General features: G+C 72.9%; 17 protein-coding genes. 15 read left to right on the plus strand and 2 right to left on the minus strand.

The window, feature by feature from the left end:
• Positions 1-127 precede the first annotated feature (127 nt).
• The 3 genes from OG455_RS07850 to OG455_RS07860 all read left to right on the plus strand — a co-directional run bounded on the left by OG455_RS07850 (position 128) and on the right by OG455_RS07860 (position 4,704).
• Positions 128-1,162: an aldo/keto reductase gene (locus OG455_RS07850; protein ID WP_266291553.1), complete on the plus strand. Its 1,035-nt coding sequence runs from the start codon at positions 128-130 to the stop codon at positions 1,160-1,162.
• 93 nt (positions 1,163-1,255) lie between these two features.
• Positions 1,256-1,885: a TetR family transcriptional regulator gene (locus OG455_RS07855; protein WP_266291555.1), complete on the plus strand. Its 630-nt coding sequence runs from the start codon at positions 1,256-1,258 to the stop codon at positions 1,883-1,885.
• 752 nt (positions 1,886-2,637) lie between these two features.
• On the plus strand, positions 2,638-4,704 hold the full coding sequence (locus OG455_RS07860) for a putative Ig domain-containing protein (protein WP_266300693.1): 2,067 nt from the start codon (positions 2,638-2,640) through the stop codon (positions 4,702-4,704).
• Positions 4,705-4,898: 194 nt separating this feature from the next.
• On the opposite strand, the gene OG455_RS07865 is transcribed toward OG455_RS07860, so the two are convergent.
• Positions 4,899-5,165 carry a GlsB/YeaQ/YmgE family stress response membrane protein gene (locus tag OG455_RS07865; RefSeq protein ID WP_266291557.1) on the minus strand — a complete coding sequence of 89 codons (267 nt, stop codon included), beginning with the start codon at positions 5,163-5,165 and terminating at the stop codon, positions 4,899-4,901.
• Positions 5,166-5,427: 262 nt separating this feature from the next.
• Here OG455_RS07865 and OG455_RS07870 point away from each other — a divergent pair, with 262 nt between their 5' ends.
• The 10 genes from OG455_RS07870 to OG455_RS07915 all read left to right on the plus strand — a co-directional run bounded on the left by OG455_RS07870 (position 5,428) and on the right by OG455_RS07915 (position 14,097).
• Positions 5,428-6,144 (plus strand): response regulator transcription factor, encoded by a 717-nt coding sequence (locus OG455_RS07870; protein WP_266291559.1) that lies wholly within the window; start codon positions 5,428-5,430, stop codon positions 6,142-6,144.
• Entirely contained in the window at positions 6,141-7,598 is a 1,458-nt protein-coding gene (locus tag OG455_RS07875; protein WP_266291560.1) for a sensor histidine kinase KdpD, read from the plus strand. The genes OG455_RS07870 and OG455_RS07875 overlap by 4 nt, the downstream gene beginning before the upstream one ends.
• Positions 7,599-7,947: 349 nt before the next feature.
• Positions 7,948-8,391 carry a hypothetical protein gene (locus tag OG455_RS07880; RefSeq protein ID WP_266291561.1) on the plus strand — a complete coding sequence of 148 codons (444 nt, stop codon included), beginning with the start codon at positions 7,948-7,950 and terminating at the stop codon, positions 8,389-8,391.
• Positions 8,388-8,651: a hypothetical protein gene (locus OG455_RS07885; protein ID WP_266291562.1), complete on the plus strand. Its 264-nt coding sequence runs from the start codon at positions 8,388-8,390 to the stop codon at positions 8,649-8,651. Before OG455_RS07880 ends, OG455_RS07885 begins: the two co-directional genes overlap by 4 nt.
• Positions 8,652-9,341: 690 nt before the next feature.
• Positions 9,342-9,908 carry a cysteine dioxygenase family protein gene (locus OG455_RS07890; protein ID WP_266291563.1) on the plus strand — a complete coding sequence of 189 codons (567 nt, stop codon included), beginning with the start codon at positions 9,342-9,344 and terminating at the stop codon, positions 9,906-9,908.
• Positions 9,905-10,303 carry a rhodanese-like domain-containing protein gene (locus OG455_RS07895; RefSeq protein ID WP_266291565.1) on the plus strand — a complete coding sequence of 133 codons (399 nt, stop codon included), beginning with the start codon at positions 9,905-9,907 and terminating at the stop codon, positions 10,301-10,303. The genes OG455_RS07890 and OG455_RS07895 overlap by 4 nt, the downstream gene beginning before the upstream one ends.
• Positions 10,304-10,597: 294 nt before the next feature.
• Positions 10,598-11,797: an ABC transporter ATP-binding protein gene (locus OG455_RS07900; RefSeq protein WP_266291567.1), complete on the plus strand. Its 1,200-nt coding sequence runs from the start codon at positions 10,598-10,600 to the stop codon at positions 11,795-11,797.
• Positions 11,787-12,455 carry an ABC transporter permease gene (locus tag OG455_RS07905; RefSeq protein ID WP_266291569.1) on the plus strand — a complete coding sequence of 223 codons (669 nt, stop codon included), beginning with the start codon at positions 11,787-11,789 and terminating at the stop codon, positions 12,453-12,455. Before OG455_RS07900 ends, OG455_RS07905 begins: the two co-directional genes overlap by 11 nt.
• Positions 12,452-13,117 (plus strand): ABC transporter permease, encoded by a 666-nt coding sequence (locus OG455_RS07910; RefSeq protein WP_266291571.1) that lies wholly within the window; start codon positions 12,452-12,454, stop codon positions 13,115-13,117. Before OG455_RS07905 ends, OG455_RS07910 begins: the two co-directional genes overlap by 4 nt.
• A gap of 65 nt (positions 13,118-13,182) precedes the next feature.
• Positions 13,183-14,097, plus strand: coding sequence for an ABC transporter substrate-binding protein (locus OG455_RS07915; RefSeq protein ID WP_266291573.1), 915 nt, complete (start codon positions 13,183-13,185; stop codon positions 14,095-14,097).
• 153 nt (positions 14,098-14,250) lie between these two features.
• Here the strand turns inward: OG455_RS07915 and OG455_RS07920 are convergent, their stop codons facing one another.
• Positions 14,251-15,018 carry a transglycosylase SLT domain-containing protein gene (locus OG455_RS07920; protein ID WP_266291575.1) on the minus strand — a complete coding sequence of 256 codons (768 nt, stop codon included), beginning with the start codon at positions 15,016-15,018 and terminating at the stop codon, positions 14,251-14,253.
• A gap of 442 nt (positions 15,019-15,460) precedes the next feature.
• Between OG455_RS07920 and OG455_RS07925 the strand changes: the two genes are divergently transcribed.
• Positions 15,461-16,270, plus strand: a complete 810-nt coding sequence (locus tag OG455_RS07925; RefSeq protein ID WP_266291577.1) for a bifunctional 2-polyprenyl-6-hydroxyphenol methylase/3-demethylubiquinol 3-O-methyltransferase UbiG — start codon at positions 15,461-15,463, stop codon at positions 16,268-16,270.
• 421 nt (positions 16,271-16,691) lie between these two features.
• Complete coding sequence (locus tag OG455_RS07930) at positions 16,692-18,752, plus strand: glycosyl hydrolase family 18 protein (protein WP_266291579.1); 2,061 nt, start codon at positions 16,692-16,694, stop codon at positions 18,750-18,752.
• Positions 18,753-18,792 lie beyond the last annotated feature (40 nt).

Here is an 18,792-nt window from a genome sequence, read left to right on the forward strand (position 1 = left end):
GGGCGTGTCGCCGTGACGGATGACGGATGTCAGTCGACAGATGAGCGATGACAGTATTTGAAATCTGTCAGCCGTCATGCCAAAGTTGTCATCAAGACGCCCGACCCCCGTCCCCTCGGAGCCTCAGATGACCGCCGTCACCACCCGCAAGCTCGGCCGCACCGGCCCCACCACCTCCGCCATCGGCCTCGGCGCGATGGGCATGTCCGACCTCTACGGCCCGGCCGACGAGGCCGAGAGCATCGCGACCATCCACGCCGCCCTCGACGCCGGGATCACCCTGATCGACACCGGCGACTTCTACGGCATGGGCCACAACGAGTTGCTGATCCACGACGCGCTGCGCGGCCGCGACCGCGCCGCCGTCCAGCTCAGCGTGAAGTTCGGCGCCCAGCGCGGCCCGGACGGCGCCTGGCTCGGCTACGACGCGAGCCCCGCCGCCACCAAGACCGCCCTCGCCTACACGCTGCGGCGCCTGCGCACCGACTACATCGACGTCTACCGCCCGGCCCGGCTCGACCCGAACGTGCCGGTCGAGGAGACGGTGGGCGCCATCGCCGAGCTGGTGAAGGCCGGCTACGTACGCCACATCGGCCTCTCCGAGGTGGGCGCCGCGACCCTGCGCCGCGCCGCCCAGGTACACCCGATCAGTGACCTGCAGATCGAGTACTCGCTGATCTCCCGCGGCCCGGAGGCAGAGGTGCTGCCCACCGCCCGCGAGCTGGGCATCGGCGTGACCGCCTACGGCGTGCTCTCCCGCGGCCTGCTCAGCGGCCACTGGTCGCCGCAGCGCGAGCTGGCCGGCACCGACTTCCGCGGCTTCAGCCCACGCTTCCAGGGCGAGAACCTGGCCCACAACCTGACCCTGGTCGAGGCACTGCGGGCGATCGCCGAGGCCAAGGGCGCCAGTGTGGCGCAGGTCGCGATCGCCTGGGTCGCCGCCCAGGGCGAGGACATCGTGCCGCTGGTCGGCGCCCGCCGCCGCGAGCGCCTCACCGAGGCACTCGGTGCCCTCGACGTGCGGCTGGAGGCCGCCGACCTCGCGGCCATCGAGGCGGCCGTCCCTGCCGGGGCCGCGGCCGGCGACAGGTACGCTGCGGCACAGATGGCCCACCTCGACAGCGAGCAGAGCGAGCAGCACGGCACGCCCCGCGAGCACTGAGCCGACCGGCCCGCTCCCCCGGCACACCGCCCCGGGAGCAGGCCGCCCCCACCGTCAGCCGTACCCGCCGGACCAGTAAGGACGTAGCACTCCGTGACCACCGACAGCAGTCTCACCCCCGAGCAGATCCTCACCGCGGCCGAGGACGTGCTGCGGCGGTTCGGCCCGGCCAAGGCGACCGTGGTGGACATCGCGCGCGCCCTCGGGGTGAGCCACGGCAGCGTCTACCGGCACTTCCCCAGCAAGGCCGCGCTGCGCGAGGCGGTCACCCAGCGCTGGCTGGACCAGGCGCACGACGCCCTGCAGTCGATCACCGTGGAGACCGGACCGGCCGGCGAGCGGCTGCACCGCTGGCTGGCCACCCTGTTCGCGGCCAAGCGCAAGAAGGCGCTGGACGACCCCGAGCTCTTCGCCACCTACCTGGCCCTGGTCGCCGAGCACAGCGCCACCGTGGACGCGCACCTTGAGACGCTCACCGGCCAGATCGCGCACATCGTCCAGGACGGGATCTGGCAGGGCGAGTTCAGCGCGGTGCCGGTCCAGGCCGCGGCCCGCTCGGTGTTCCAGGCCAGCGCGCACTTCCACGACCCCGCGCACGCCGCCGAGTGGACCGACGCGCGCCGCTCGACCGCCGACTTCGAGGCGCTCTGGGCGCTGCTGCACGCCGGCCTGCGCGGTCGCTGGGGCGGCGCCGAGTCCACGCAGCGCCCGGCCGCGAAGTGACCACGCGCCTGTGACCAGCTGGATGTGACGGAAAGTCAGGCCGCTGCCACAGCAGAGCCGTTCACCCACCGACCATCCGCCAACCATCCGCCGATCAGTGGGACCTTTCCGAAACGTCCCACTGATCAGCCGGGTTGAGGATTTCCTCCAGGTAAAGGATCGTTCCGGCGCCTTGCCGCTCACGGTAAACGCACACTAACGTCAGCCCCACACCAGCCCGCCCCTCACCGCGGACCGGTGCGGGGCCTTCTGCTGTCATGGCCTTGACATCCCACAGGGTGTCATGAGCCTGCCAGCGGCAGACCCCCGTTCGCGCACTCGCTCCCCCACCCGCGTGCGCGGCCCGCGGTAGGCGGTCCGCCCGCGCCGTACAGATCAGCGCGTCCGCACGTCACCAGCACCGACCGCACCGCCGACGGCATGCACTCGCCTGCGGTGCGTCCGGCCCGCGGCCACCAGCCGCCGGGCCGTCCGCACGTGCCGAGATCCACCAGCACGGGCCCGCCCCGGTCCGCGGCCTCACCCCAGGCCGACCGGGCGCCGCCCTGACCCCCACGGAGGGTTCTCTCTTGCGCACCCACACCTCGGCCGGTCCACGCCCGCGCAAACTGCGCGCGCTGACCGCCGTACTGCCGACCACCGCGCTCGCCGCGCTGGGCCTGCTCGCCCCGACCGCGCACGCGGCCACCACGCAGAGCGCCGCCTCGGACACGGTCCAGCGGGTCTGTGCCGCTCCGACGCACCCGGACGAGATGGCCTGTCTCGCGCTGAAGCGCACGAACGTCGTCGAGCCCAACCTGGCGTCGCCGAACGCCACCCCGTCCGGCTACGGCCCGAGCGACCTGTCCTCGGCCTACGCACTGCCCAGCGGCGCGGGTGGCGGCCAGACCGTCGCCATCGTGGATGCGCAGGACGACCCGAACGCCGAGTCGGACCTGGCCACCTACCGGTCCACCTACGGCCTGCCCGCCTGCACCACGGCGAACGGCTGCTTCAAGAAGATCGCCGAGGACGGTAGCACCAACTACCCGACGGGCGACACCGGGTGGGCCGGCGAGATCTCGCTCGACGTCGACATGGTCAGCGCCGTCTGCCCGAACTGCCACATCCTGCTGGTCGAGGCCACCTCCGCGAACATGGACGACCTGGGCACCGCGGTCAACCAGGCCGTCTCGCAGGGCGCGAAGTTCGTCTCCAACAGCTACGGCGGGTCCGAGGACTCCACCGACACCAGCTCGGACAGCAGCTACTTCAACCACCCGGGCGTGGCGATCACCGTCTCCTCCGGTGACGAGGCCTACGGCGCCGAGTACCCGGCCGCCTCGCAGTACGTCACCGCGGTCGGCGGCACCTCGCTGAGCAAGGCGTCCAACTCCCGCGGTTGGAGCGAGTCGGTCTGGTCCACCTCCAGCACCGAGGGCGGCGGCTCCGGCTGCTCGGCGTACGACGCCAAGCCCAGCTGGCAGAAGGACACCGGCTGCTCGAAGCGGACCATCGCGGACGTCTCCGCGGTCGCAGACCCGGCCACCGGTGTCGCGGTCTACCAGACCTACGGCGGCTCCGGCTGGGACGTCTACGGCGGCACCAGCGCCTCGTCCCCGATCATCGCCTCGGTCTACGCGCTGGCGGGCACCCCGGCGGCGGGCAGCTACCCGTCCTCGTACCCCTACGCCCACACCAGCAACCTGAACGACGTGACCACCGGTAACAACGGCACCTGCTCGCCGACCTACCTGTGCACCGCGGGCCCCGGCTACGACGGCCCGACCGGCCTGGGCACCCCGGCCGGCACCGCTGCCTTCGCCTCCGGCACCTCCACCGGCAACACGGTGACGGTGACCAACCCGGGTAGCCAGAGCGGCAAGGCCGGCACCGCCGTCAGCCTGCAGCTCTCCGGCACCGACTCCGCCTCGGGCCAGACCCTGAGCTACACCGCGACCGGCCTGCCGGCCGGCCTGTCGATCAGCTCCTCGGGCCTGATCTCCGGCACCCCGACCACCGCGGGCACCTCCTCGGTCACGGTCACCGCCAAGGACTCCACCGGCGCCACCGGCTCGACCACCTTCTCCTGGACCGTCTCCTCGGCCACCGGCAACACCGTGACCGTGACCAGCCCCGGCAACCAGTCCGGCACCGTCGGCACCGCGGTCAGCCTGCAGGTCTCCGGCACCGACTCCGCCTCGGGCCAGAGCCTGAGCTACTCGGCCACCGGCCTGCCGGCCGGCCTGTCGATCAGCTCCTCGGGCCTGATCTCCGGCACCCCGACCACCGCCGGCACCTCCTCGGTGACCGTCACCGCCAAGGACTCCACCGGCGCCACCGGCTCGGCGACCTTCTCCTGGACCGTCGCGGCCGGCACCGGCTGCACCGGCGGCGGCCAGCTGCTCGGCAACGCCGGCTTCGAGACCGGCACCGCCTCGCCCTGGACCGCCAGCGCCGGCGTGATCGACAACTCCTCCTCCGAGCCCGCCCACTCGGGCAGCTGGAAGGCCTGGCTGGACGGCTACGGCACCACCCACACCGACACCCTCTCGCAGACCGTCACCATCCCGGCCGGCTGCAAGGCGACCTTCAGCTTCTGGCTGCACATCGACACCGCCGAGACCGGCACCACGGCCTACGACAAGCTCGCCGTGACCGCCAACGGCACCAACCTCGCCACCTACTCCAACGTGAACGCGAACACCGGCTACGTGCAGAAGTCCTTCGACCTCTCCTCCTACGCCGGCAAGTCCGTCACCCTGAAGTTCACCGGCACCGAGGACTCCTCGCTGCAGACCAGCTTCGTGATCGACGACACCGCGCTCAACGCCAGCTGACATCTCGTCAGTAGATCGACCGGTTCCACACCCAAGGGCCGCGGCTGTACGCCGCGGCCCTTCGGGCTGTCCGTGCTTTCCACGCCGTCCGGGCTGTCCGGGCTGTCCGGCCGCCCGGGGCGCGGGCGTTCGGGCTCCGCACGGAAGCGGGCACGCGCAAGGACGCGGATCCGTGGGGGCGGCGCTGGAAGCCGTCAGCGGCGGGAGTTGCCGAAGAAAAGGCGGTAGAGGACCAGCAGGACCAGGGCGCCCACGATGGCGGAGCCCCAGGTCGCGGGGTCGAAGAAGTGCTTGGCGACCGGCCGGTGCAGGAAGTGCGCGGAGAGCCAGCCCCCGACGAACGACCCCGCGACGCCGATCAGCGTGGTGACGATGAAGCCCCCCGGGTCACGCCCGGGCAGCAGCAGTTTGGCGATGGCTCCGGCCAGCAGGCCGAGCACGATCCAACCGACGATGCCCATGTCTCTTCCCCTCTCTTCACTGTCCTGTTCTCGCGGCGCACTGCCGTTCGGGACGCGCGACGCCGGGCGCTCGGTTGCGTACCCGGGTCCGGGCGCTTCATGCGGGGCCCGGTGCGGGCGGCCGAGTCATGCGCGGGCGCTTGAGCGGGCGCTTCATGAGAGAACTCTCATCCGCGCGTGCGACCGTGGGCGGCCCGCCGGCCAGAGCCGCGGACGGAGCGGCGGAGCGGGCCGAGTCGGGACAGTCGAGTGAGGAGCGCCGATGACCAGCGGTGACAGTGTCGGGCGGGTACTGGTCGTGGACGATGACGACACGATCCGCCGCTCGCTGGAGCGCGGGCTGCGGCTGAGCGGCTTCGCCGTTCGCTCGGCCGGAGGCGGCCGAGCCGCGTTGGAACTGTGCGCCGCCGAGCCGCCGGACGTGCTGGTGCTCGACGTCTCGATGCCGGATCTGGCCGGCACCGAGGTCTGCCGGATCCTGCGCGAGCAGGGCAGCGACACCCCGGTGCTGATGCTCTCCGCCCTGGACGAACTGGCCGACCGGGTAGCCGGGTTGCAGGCCGGGGCGGACGACTACCTGGTCAAGCCGTTCGCCCTGGAGGAGTTGGTGCTGCGACTGCGCGCGCTGCTGCGCCGCCGCCCTCCGGTCACCGACGACGTGCTGCGGGTCGGCCCGCTGGAGATCGCGCCCGGCACCCGCGAGGTGCGCCGGGACGGCGAGCCGCTGCGGCTGACCCGCCGCGAGTTCGAGCTGCTGGAGCAACTGGCCCGCAACGCCGGCCTGGTGCTCACCCGGGACCAGTTGCTGGACCGGGTCTGGGGCTACGACTTCGACGTGCGGACCGACGCCGTCGACACCTTCATCAGCTACCTGCGCCGCAAACTGGAGGAGGGCGGGCGGCCGCGCCTGATCCACACCGTGCGCGGCGTGGGCTTCGTGCTGCGGGTCCCCGGCACCGACGGTGGAGCCGCCCGATGAGGCTCGCCACCAGGATCGCGATCTGGGCCGCCGTCCTGCTGCCGCTGCTGGTGCTCGGCACCGGCGCACTGCTGCTCGGCCTGGTCACCCACGACCTGCGCAACGAGCAGGACGCCAAGCTGGCCGACCGCGCGCAGGCGGTGCTGCCCGACGCCCGCGCCCTGCTCACCGCCGATCTGCGGGGCCGCACCCAGGTCGCGGAGAACCAGCACCGCAAGGTGCTGGACGCCGCACTGGACGTCGGCATCCGGCTGGACGACGCGAGCGGGGCGGAGGTGACCTCGGGCGGCCCGCTACCCCCCGCGGCTGCGCTGCCGATGCCCGTCGGCAACGGTTCCGGCCCGGTGACGGTGCGCTCCGGCGGACACTCCTGGCGGGTGCTGGCCCGGCAGGTGAACGGGGCCGGCCCCGGCACGCTCTGGGTCGCCGCCCCGGCCTCGGCCGCCGATCCGCAGGTCAGCGCGGTGCGCCGGCGGGTGATCCTGGTCGCCCTGCTGGCCGCGCCGCTCTCCGGCCTGCTCGCCTACGGGCTGGCGCGCCGCGCCACCGCACCGCTCAGTCGGCTCGGTCGCCGGGCCGCCGCCCTGGACCCCACCGCCGGCGCGGCCGACTTCGGCCACCAGCGCAGTGGCATCGGCGAGGTGGACGAGCTGGCCGCCGCCCTGGAGAGCGCGCTGGCCCGCTACGACGACCAGGCCGCCCGCACCGCCCAGGCGCTGGACACCGCGCGCTCCTTCTCCGCCGCCGCCTCGCACGAGCTGCGCACCCCGCTGATGGGCCTGCAGACCAATCTCGACGTGCTCAGCGCCCACCCCGACCTGCCGCCGATCGAGCGGGCCGAGATCCTGACCGATCTGCGCAACGACCACCGCCGCCTGCTCGACCTGCTCACCGCGCTTCGCACGCTGGCCCGGGGCGACCTGGTGGAGCAGGAGGCGTTCGGCCCGCTCGACCTGGCCGAACCGGTCACCGCGGCGGCGGACGAGCTGCGCCGCCGGCAGCGGGACCTGGACCTGCGGATCGACCTCCCCTCACCGGCCGGCACCGGCGGGCTGCGGGTCTACGGCTGGGAGGCGGGGCTGCGGATCGTCTGTGACAACCTGCTGCTGAACGCCGCCCTGCACGGCCGACCCGGTCGGATCACGGTCGGGGCGCACCGGGACGGCGGCGCGGCGGTGCTGACGGTGGACGACGAGGGGCCCGGCATCCCGCAGGCCCAGCGCGCCGCCGTCTTCGACCGGTTCCACCGGCGGCCGGACAGCCCCGGCTCCGGACTCGGGCTGACGCTGGTCGCCCAGCAGGTGGCGCTGCACCGGGGCACCGTGACGGTGGCGACCGGGCCGGGCGGCCGCGGCTGCCGGTTCGAGGTGCGGCTGCCGCTGGTCTCCGCGGAGGCGCCGACGCTGCCGCTGCCTGCCCGGCCGGACTGGATCGGGGCGCACGCGAGCGGGTGAGGCTGAGTGGCGGGCGGGTGTCCGTGTGCGGGCGGATGGCAACCGAAGGGGGCGGTCGGCGAGCAGTCGACAGCGCGCGGCGCCATTCTCGCTGACGACCGACGACCGACGACCGACGACCGACGACCGACGACCGACGACCGACGATCGACGGCTGACGGCTGACGGCTGACGGCTGACGGCTGACGGCTGACAGATTCCGTCATCTGTTACCTGTCAGCCGTCGATCGACAGCGGACAGCCAGTAGTCGGCAAACCCCCGCGCACCGACTCACAAGGAATCCACAAAGAGCCCCTCTACCGTCCTGCTCGGCCGGGCCACCACGGGCCCGGTCCGACCAGCAGTTCCATGACCCGGAGGGACTCCGTCATGATCTCCTACCGCAAGGCCGGCGCCGCCCTCGGCGCCCTCGCCCTCGGCGGCACGCTGCTCGCGGCCGCCGCTCCCGCCCAGGCCGCGAGCCCCTCGCCGGCCACCGGCCTGGCCGCCCCCAAGGGCGACGGCGCCAAGGCCATCTGCAAGCGGCTGCCGAAGACCGAGCAGCGGATCCAGAACGCGCTGACCCGGCTGAACGGCCCGGTGGGCGAGGCCGGTTCGGTGGCCCGCCTGGAGCAGCGGGTGGGCAACGCCAAGACCGCCGGGCAGACCGCGATCTACACCTACCTCAACGACCGGCTCACCTTCCGCAAGAGCCTGATCCCGACCCTGACCACCCGGCAGAGCGACCTCGCCGCGGTCGCCTCCTGGTGCACCTCGCAGGGCCTGGGCAATTCCTCCGGCACCGCCCAGTGACCCGGGCACTGCGCGCGGTCGGCCTCACCGCGGCCGCCGCACTGGCCGCCCTGACCCTGACCGCGTGCGGCGGGAACTCCGGCGCCGCACAGCCCCCGGCCCCCGCGTCAGCAGCTACGGGCACGGCCACGACCGGGGCCACTGCCACTGCCGGGGGCGCTGCCGGGGCCGACCAGCAGCTGAAGGACATGCAGCAGAAGCTCGACGCCGCTGACAGCGCCGCCGCGGCCGCCGATTCGGATGCCGCACAGAACAACTGACCGCTCGTCGATCGGTACCGGCCGCACGACCCACCGCCGTCGGTGCGGGCGAACCCCTCGGGTTCGCCCGCACCGACGGCGGTCGCCTTCGCCCCCCTCCAGCACCAGCCGGGCGCACCACCTACCCCACGCACCCCACACGCGCCGCCCGCCTCGCACGCGCGCCGCACGCGCGCCGGACGTGCCAGAGTCAGCCCGGCTCCAGGAGCTGACCACCGCGTCGATCACGACGTCGCGGACCGTGCCGCGGTCGAACGTCAGCCTGTCCGCCGGAGCCCCTGGTCACGGGCAGGCTCGGCCGCCGCTCGCGGCAGGCTCGAACGACCGGGCGCGAGCGGCGGGCCGACCGGCTCGTTTGGTGAGACCCGCCGTCCACCGGCTTGACGTCCCGGTGGCCGATCAACCACTATCTCGGGCATGGACCACGGCACCGTTCTCGTCTGCCGCCTGCACGTCGATCTGCGACGCCAGGCGAGCGACATGTGTGCCTGCTGACCGGCTGAGCCTCCGCTCTCCTGCTACGCCACGTCCTCGTTCAGCCCTGTGACCGCCTGCCGGGGTGCGCGAACCGCGTGGTCTTCTCCGCAGCCTCGCCACCGTCGTCATCAGCGCACCCGCCGTCCATGCCACCGTCCCTCCCGGGCCGACGATGCGAGCGCGCGCCTCCCGAGCTTCCGTGAGGACTCCCGCATGACCACAGACCTGAGCCCCGCCCCGACACCCGCCCCGACACCCGCAGCCACATCCGCACTCGCGGCCGCGCTCGCACCCGCGCCCGCGGTCGAGACCGGGGCAACCGCGGCCCCCCTCACGCCCGCGGCGCTGCGCGCGCTGGTCACCGAGCTGGCCGAGCGGCCGGCGGAGTGGATCGACAAGGTCCGCCTCTCGGTCGAGGAACGCTGGTACGAGCGGCTGAGCCTGACGGAGGATCACGAGATCTGGCTGATCAGCTGGCTGCCGGGCCAGTCGACCGGATTCCACGACCACGGCGGCTCCCGGGGCGCCTTCACGGTGGCCCTCGGGGAGTTGGAGGAGCTCTCGATCGGCGGGGCGGACGGCGAGCTGCACACCCGGCGGCTGCCGACCGGTGCGGCGCGGGCGTTCGGGCCCGAGTTCCTGCACGATGTGCGGAACACCACCACCGGCCCGGCGGTGACCATCCACGCGTACTCACCGCCGTTGAACGAGATGTCCCGGTACGAGCTGCGCGCCAGCGGCCTGCGGCTGACGGCACGCGAAGGAAAGGAGCAGTGGTGACCACCACCATCGACGACCTGGTCGCACGGGCTCGCGCGGGCGTGCACCGCCCGGGCGCGCAGGAGGCCTACCGCGCGCAGCAGCACGACGGCGCGCTGCTGATCGACATCCGGCCGGCCGCCCAGCGCGGCATCGAGGGGCAGATCCCGGACGCACTGGTGATCGAGCGCAATGTCCTGGAGTGGCGCCTCGACCCGACCGGCAGCCACCGGATCCCCGAAGCCACCGGATACGACCTGCCGATCGTGCTGGTCTGCTCCGAGGGCTACGCCTCCAGCCTGGCCGCCGCCTCGCTGCGCGAGCTGGGGCTGCACCGGGCGACCGACCTGGACGGCGGCTTCGTCGGCTGGGCCGCCGCCGGCCTGCCGACCGTCCCGGGACCGCAGCCCGCCTGACCCGCGCACCACCGCGGCACCGCGGCACCGCGGCACCGCGGCACGGCACCACCGCACCACGACACACCGTCACGCACGCGTCACATCCGATCCGAATTCGGTTCACGATCGACCGAATGTCACCCAGAATCTGACATCGGACCAGGTCCGCCCGGCGTGTCGGATCCGTCACCGATCGCCGTTCAGGGTTTCCCTTGGTCCTGGCGGGGGCAGGCAGCCACGGGTGTCCGCCCTGACAACGCTTCACCCGCCATACCGACGACGGTGCTCCGGCACCCAGCTAGGAACTGCTCAGTGATCAGATTCGACGGCGCCGGCAAGCGCCATCCGGACGGCACCATCGCCGTCGAGGGCCTCGACCTCACCGTGCCCGAGGGCCGGACCACTGTGCTGGTCGGGCCGTCCGGCTGCGGCAAGACGACCATCCTGCGGATGGTCAACCGGATGATCGAGCCGACCTCGGGCCGGGTCCTGCTGGACGGCACCGATGTCGCCCAGCTGGAGGCCGCCAAGCTGCGCCGCGGCATCGGCTACGTGATCCAGCAGGCCGGGCTCTTCCCGCACCGCAAGGTGCTGGACAACATCGCCACCGTGCCGTACCTGCTCGGCTGGGACCGCAAGCGGGCCCGGGCCCGGGCGATGGAGCTGCTCGAACTGGTCGGGCTCGCGCCGGAGACGGCCAAGCGCTACCCGTTCCAGCTCTCCGGCGGGCAGCAGCAGCGGGTGGGGGTGGCCCGGGCACTGGCCGCCGATCCGCCGCTGCTGCTGATGGACGAGCCGTTCAGCGCGGTCGACCCGGTGGTCCGGGCGGGCCTGCAGGAGGAACTGCTGCGCCTGCAGGGCGAGCTGAACAAGACCGTGCTCTTCGTCACCCACGACATCGAGGAGGCGGTGCGGCTCGGCGACCAGATCGTGGTGCTGCGCGAGCACGGCCGGATCGGCCAGGTCGCCGATCCCGCCACGCTGCTCAGCGCCCCGGCCGACGAGCAGGTGGCCGCCTTCCTCGGCCGCGACCGCGGCCTGCGCGGGCTCGCGCTGCGCCCGGCGGCGGGCATCGCGCTGCTGCCGCCCGCCGGTCCCTACGAGGGCTGGACGCTGACCGTGGACGAACAGGGCCGGCCGAGCGGCTGGCAGCGGTCCGAGAGCGGCGAAACGATCCGCCACGTCGCCGTCTTCCACCCGGGCGCGGACACCCTGCGCACCGCCCTGGACAGCGCCGTCCTCTCCCCCGCCCGCGCGGCGGTGGCGGTGGACGCGGACGGCCGGGTGCTCGGGCTGGCGCCCCGCGCGGCGGTGCTCGACGCACTCGACGCGGCGGGCCCGCAGGCCGCCGCCCTGGCGACCACCGCGACCACCAGCACCACCGCGGCTACCGGCACCGCCGCGAGCCCGGCGACCGCGCTCACGAAGACCACCGCGACCGCGGAAGCCGCCGAGAGCGCCGGCATACCCGCCGACCAGGCCGCCGGCAGTGGAGCGGGCCATGGACGGTGAACCCCTGGTCCGCTGGCCCTGGATCGGCGACCACCTCGGCTACCTCTGGGGCCTGCTGCTCGACCACGCGGTGATCTCGCTGGTGCCGGTCCTGATCGGGCTGGCCCTGGCGCTGCCGCTCGGCCTGCTCTGCACCCGCTTCCCGCGCCTCTACCAACCCCTGGCCGCGGTCTTCAACGTGGTCTACGCACTGCCCTCACTCGCGGTCTTCGTGGTGCTGATCCCGTACACCGGACTGGCCACCCAGGCGACTGTGATGATCCCGCTGACCTGCTACGCGCTCGCCGTGCTGCTGCCGACCACGGTGGACGGGCTGCGCGCGGTGCCCGAGCCGGTCCGGCAGGCGGCCACCGCGCTCGGCTACGGTCCCTGGCGACGGCTGGCGGCGGTCGAACTGCCCTCCGCGGTGCCCTACCTGATGGCGGGTCTGCGGGTGGCCGCGGTCTCCAGCATCTCGCTGGCCAGCGTCGGCGCGCTGGTCGGACGCGGCGGCCTGGGCTACCTCTTCATCGACGGCTTCCAGCGCACCTTCCCGACGCCGATCGTGGCGGGCATCGTGCTGGTGGCCGTCCTCGCGCTGGCCACCGACGCGGTGCTGCTGCTGGCCCGGCGCCTGCTGGCGCCGTGGGCGGTCCGGGAATCGGCGGTGGGACGATGAACTGGTTCAGCTGGCTGTCGACGTTCTTCACCGATCCGGACCGGCTGCACGGCCCGGACTCGATCGGCAACCGGGTCAGCGAGCACCTGATCCTCACCGGCGAGGCGCTCGGCCTCGCGATCCTGCTCGCGGTGCCGCTGGGCCTGCTGCTCGGCTACACCGGCCGGGCCGCCGGGCTGGTGACCGCGCTCACCGGCGCGGCCCGGGCACTGCCCACCCTGGGCCTGGTCACCCTCGCGGTGCTGGTCGCCGGGGTCGGCGACACCGCCGTGCTGGTGCCGCTGGTGGCGCTGGCCGCCCCGGTGCTGCTGGTCGCCGCCTGCGAGGGGGTGCGCGGTACCGACCCCGACCTGCGCGACGCCGCTCGGGGCATCGGCCTGACGCATCCCCAGGTGCTCTGGCAGGTCTGCGTGCCGTGGGCGCTGCCCGCGCTGCTGGCGGGCCTGCGCACCGCCGCCGTCCAGGTGATCGCGACCGCCACCGTCGCCGCCTACGTGGGCCTGGGCGGCCTGGGCCGCTACGTGGTCGACGGGCTGGCCACCAAGGACTTCCCGCAGACCCTCGGCGGCGCGCTCCTGGTGGTGCTGCTCGCGGTGGCCACCCAGTTGATCTTCGCGGCGCTGAACCGCTTCGCGCTGCCCGCCGGGCTGCGCCGGCGCTGACCGGCGCTCCTCCCCGCTGCTCCCCGCTCCCTGTTCCTCCCCCCTCCAACAACGAAGGACCTTCCATGCGTTCGCGTTCGCGCGCCTTCAGCTCCGCCGTCCTGCTCAGCGCCGTCGCACTGGCGGCCAGCGCCTGCTCCAGCTCCTCGTCGAGTGATCCGCTGGGCGGGAGTTCAAAAGCCGCGAGCGGCAACTCGACCGTGGTGATCGGGTCGGCGAACTACCCGGAGAACGTGCTGCTCGCCTCGATCTACTCGCAGGCGCTGCAGGCCAAGGGCGTCAAGGTGACCGAGAAGTTCAACATCGGCAGCCGCGAGGTGCTCTACGGGCAGATCAAGGACGGCAACCTCACGGTGCTGCCGGAGTACAACGGCGCCCTGCTCGCCTACCTGGACAGCAAGTCGACCGCGGCCACCGAGTCCGACGTGAACGCCGCGCTGACCAAGGAACTGCCCAGCAGCCTGGGCATCCTGGACTCGGCCGCGGCCGAGGACAAGGACTCGCTGACCGTCAGCCAGGACACCGCGTCCAAGTACAACCTGAAGACCATCGCAGACCTGGCCCCGCAGGCCGCCGACTTCACCGTGGGCGGCATGCCGGAGTTCAAGTCGCGCCGTGAGCAGCAGTTCAAGGACGTCTACGGGCTGACCTTCAAGGACTGGAAGCCCACCGCGGACACCACCGCGAACGCGATCAAGGACGGCACCGTCCAGGTCGGCGACGTCTTCACCACCGACCCGAAGCTGCTGCAGCTGGGCCTGGTCTCGCTGGCCGACCCGAAGGACCTGTTCGGCGCGCAGAACGTGACGCCGCTGGTCTACAAGGCCGGGGTGGACTCCACCGCGAGTGCGGCGCTCAACGCCGTCTCGGCGAAGCTGGACACGGCCGGGCTGGTGACCCTGATGAAGAAGGTGTCGATCGACAAGGACGACCCGCAGGCGGTGGCCAAGGACTGGGTCAAGGCCAACGGCCTCGGCTGAGCGGCACGGCGCGCCGTGCCGCCCGGCCCAGCCCCGCGGGCAGCGGCAACAGACACGGACACGGCGCTGAACGCCGACGGCGCGGGCCCCGGACGGATCTCTCCGCCCGGGGCCCGCGCCGTCGGTGTTCAGCCAGGGTCAGGACCGGTCCACTCAGTACCAGTGGTGGGTCTGCCAGAAGGACCAGGCCGCGTTCGGGCTGCCGTACCGCTCGTTCATGTAGTTCAGCGTCCACTTGATCTGGGTCACCGGGTTGGTGCGCCAGTCCGAGCCGGCCGAGGCCATCTTGCTCGCGGGAAGCGCCTGGCCCAGGCCGTAGGAGCCGGAGGAGGGGTTGGTGGCCTTGAAGTTCCAGCTGCTCTCGTGGTTGACGATGTTGGCGAAGGAGGCCCACTGACCGGCGGGCACCATGCTCTGCGCCAACGCGCGGATGCCGCTGGGGCTGGTGTCGGTGGCCACCGGGGCGGCCGGCTTCGGCGGCGCCGGCTGCGGCTGCGGAGCGGGGGCAGGCGCGGGCTGCGGCTGCTCGGCGGGAGCGGGAGCGGGCGCGGGCACGGGAGCCTGCTGCGGCGCCTGCTGCGGCTGGGGCGCGGGCTCCGCCTGCGCCTTGGCACCGACCCCGGTACCGAAGGGCGCGAAGGCCGCGGCGTGACCGCCGCCCTGCGCGGTGTTCGGCGTCACATGGCTCGCGTCCTCGATCGAGACGGTGGCGGGCTTGGCGGCACTGAAGGCGAGCACGTCACCGTGCGCGCCGGCCGGGGCCCCGGTGGCGTGGCCCGCCTGGGCCGGGGCGGCGGTGGTTGCGGCGTCGGACGGCAGCGCGAAGGCCACGGCGGAGGCGGCAACGGTGGCGGCCAGGCCGGCCGAGGCGAGGACCACGGAGGATCGTCGGCGGACGGTGGTCATCAGGGCGTTGCGCATGCTCGGGCTACCTCGTTCGTGTTGCCGGTCCCGGGCGCACGGCAGCAGCGCGGCAGCAGGCCGCTGGCTGGTGAAGGCGCGTCGGTGACCGTGGGCACCCCGGTGTCGGTCGGTGCCGTACGGAAAGCGCTCCGCCCCGGAGGCCAGAAGGTGGCGGCACCGGAACAGCAGCCCCGGTGCGGGCGGCGCGCTTGGCGACTCGTCCAGGTTTAACCCGGTCCGTCCCGGGGCAGCAAGCAGCGCCACTACGACGGTCGGTCGTCGGCCGGCCCCGCTCCGGCCGCCCACCCCCTCCCCCGCCCGGGTCAGCGACTACGACGGCAGGTCGTAGTCCCGCTCGGCCTGTGGTCGTTGTCACCAGCTTCGCCACCGAGGGTGACCAGCCGATCGCCGAAGGAAATCGCTTGCATTGCCGGCGCCGTCACGGCCAGGCTGCTGGATCATGACGAAGTCGCTCGCCCCGGAAGTCCTCGCCTACTACGACCGCGGCCAGGAGGCCGGCCGCCTGCTGCGCGGCAAGAACCAGCTGGAACTGTGGCGCACCCAGGACGTGCTGCGCCGACTGCTCGCCGCGGCCGCGCCGGACGGCCGGGCGCTGCGGGTGCTGGATGTGGGCGGCGGCGCGGGCGTCCACGCCGAGTGGCTGGCAGCCGACGGACATCAGGTGGAACTGCTCGACCCGGTCCCGCTGCACGTCGAGCAGGCAAGCCAACTGCCCGGCGTTACCGCTACGCTCGGTGACGCACGCGAGCTGCCCGCCGCCGACGCGTCGGTGGACGTGGCGCTGCTGCTCGGCCCGCTCTACCACCTGCCCGAGCGCGCCGACCGGCTGCGCTCGCTGACCGAGGCCCGCCGGGTGGTGCGGCCCGGCGGCCTCGTGGTGGCCGCCACCATCAACCGGTTCGCCGGGCTCTACGACACGATGCGCAGCGGCGCGTACTTCGAGCCGGCCAACCGGGCGGCCACCGATGCCTGCGTGGCCACCGGCGAACTGCGTCCCGCCACCGACCAGAACCTCTTCACCACCGCCTACTTCCACCTGGCCGACGAGGTCCCGGCGGAGTTCACCGAGGCCGGGCTGATCGTGCACGGACAGTACGGCTTGGAGGGTGCGGCCTGGCTGCTGGGGATCGAGGAGCGGCTCGACGACCCGGCGCAGCGGGCGGTGGTGCTGGACGCGCTGCGCCGGGCCGAGTCGGAGCCCTCACTGCTCGGCATCAGCGGGCATCTGCTCACGGTGGGTAGTCACTGACGGCCACTCGACCCCCCTCCCTGAACACCACTGACTGAACATCACTCAGCCGGATCCGGTCCCCGGGTCCGGCTGAGTGATTGTTAGGACTCTTGACAGATAAGTGGTCTAGTCCAACCATAAGGTCTGTCCATCCGACCGGGATGCACTGTGGGGGTGTGACCACCGGCCGGCAGGGACTTGCCCTGCCCTGACCTGCCCACCCGCCCCCTACCGATCCGCGCCACCCCGACCACGACGCGAGGCCTCCGCGCCGCTCGTTGTCATGCCCATATCCGGTTCGGATCACCGCCGTTCACCGCACACCTCCGTCATCGCGCATCTCAGTCATCGCGCATCTCCGTAACCGCACATCTCCGTAACCGCACATCTCTGTCACCGCACCATCCCCCTTCCCGTTTCACGTCTGCTGGAGCACCGAATGCGACTTCACAGATCCGTCCAGGCCGTGCTGACCGCCGGCGCCACGCTGGCCGCCTCGGCCGGCATGGTGATCGGCGCGACCACCGCCGCCCAGGCCGCCGCGCCCACGCCGCTGCCCGCCCACGTCTTCGCCCCGTACTTCGAGGCCTACAACGGCGACAACCCGGCCACCCTGGCCTCCCAGTCGGGCAACAAGTACCTGTCGATGGCCTTCATCCAGGCCGCCACCAAGGGCTCGTGCACCGCCTACTGGAACGGCGACACGAGCAGCCCGGTCGCGGCCGCGACCTTCGGCAGCCAGATCAGCTCGATCCAGGCCGGCGGCGGCGACGTCGTCCCGTCCTTCGGCGGCTACGCCGCCGACGACGGCGGCACCGAGATCGCCGACAGCTGCACCGACGTTAACCAGATCGCGGCGCAGTACGAGAACGTGATCACCACGTACAACGTCAGCCGGATCGACCTCGACACCGAGGACAACTCGCTGACCAACACGGCCGGCATCGACCGCCGCAACAAGGCGATCAAGCTGGTCGAGGACTGGGCGACGGCGAACGGGCGCAACGTCCAGTTCTCCTACACGCTGCCGACCACCACCAGCGGGCTGGCCGCCAGCGGCCTGGCCGTGCTGAAGAACGCGGTCACCAACAACGCCCGGATCGACGTCGTCAACATCATGACGTTCGACTACTACGACGGTGCCACCCACGAGATGGCCACCGACGCGGAGAACGCCGCCAGCGGCCTCTACGGCCAGCTGGCCAAGCTCTACCCGACGAAGACGGCCGCCCAGCTCTGGGGGTCGATCGGGATCACCCTGATGCCCGGCATCGACGACTACGGCGCGGCCGAGACCACCACGGTCGCCGACGCCGGCGCGGTGCAGAACTGGGCCACCACCAAGGGCGTCAACACCCTCTCGTTCTGGGCCCTGCAGCGCGACAACGGCGGCTGCCTCGGGACCGCCGGCTCCGACACCTGCTCCGGCATCAGCCAGGGCACCTGGGACTTCAGCCACGCCCTGGAGCCCTTCACCTCCGGCGGCGGCGTGGTCACCAACGACTTCTCGCTGAGCGCCTCCCCCGCGAGCGGCTCGGTGCTGCCCGGTGCCTCGACCAGCGCCACGGTCAGCACCGCCGTCACCTCCGGCAGCGCGCAGAGCGTCGCGCTCTCCGTCTCCGGCGCCCCGGCCGGCGTCACCGCCTCGCTCAGCCCGACCAGCGTGACGGCCGGCGGCAGCAGCACCCTCACCATCAGCACCACCGCGGCCGTCGCGCCCGGCAGCTACCCGCTGACCATCACCGGCACCGCCGCCTCCGGCAGCCACACTGCCACCTACACCCTGACCGTCAACGGGACCACCACCAACGACTTCTCGCTGAGCGTCAGCCCGGCGAGCGGCTCGGTCACCGCCGGCGCGGGCGCCACCGCCGCGGTCAGCACCGCCGTCACCTCCGGCAGCGCGCAGAGCGTCGCGCTCTCCGTCTCCGGCGCCCCGGCCGGCGTCACCGCCTCGCTCAGCCCGACCAGCGTGACGGCCGGCGCCGGCAGCACCCTCACCATCAGCACCACCGCGGCCGTCGCGCCCGGCAGCTACCCGCTGACCATCACCGGCACCGCCGCCTCCGGCAGCCACACCGCCACCTACACCCTGACCGTCAACGGCTCCAGCGGTGGCAGCGGCCTGGCCAACGGTGGCTTCGAGACCGGCAGCCTGAGCCCGTGGACCTGCCAGACCGGCGGCGCCGTGGTCAGCACCCCGGCGCACTCCGGCAGCCACGCGCTGCAGGTGACGCCCACCGCCGCGCAGACCGGTGAGTGCGACCAGGCCGTCACCCTGCTGCCCAACCACGCCTACACGCTGACGGGTTGGGTCCAGGGCAACTACGCCTACATCGGCGTCAGCGGCGGCGCCACCGGCTCCACCTGGGCCAACTCCAGCAGCTGGACCCAGCTGACCGTGCCGTTCACCACGGACGCGACCGGCAAGGCCACCGTCTACGTGCACGGCTGGTACGGCCAGGGCAACGTCCTCGCGGACGACTTCGCGATCAACTAGCCCCGCCCGCCCGGGGCCGGACACCGCTCCGGCCCCGCAC

Source organism: Kitasatospora sp. NBC_01287 (genome assembly GCF_026340565.1).
Lineage (GTDB): Bacteria > Actinomycetota > Actinomycetes > Streptomycetales > Streptomycetaceae > Kitasatospora.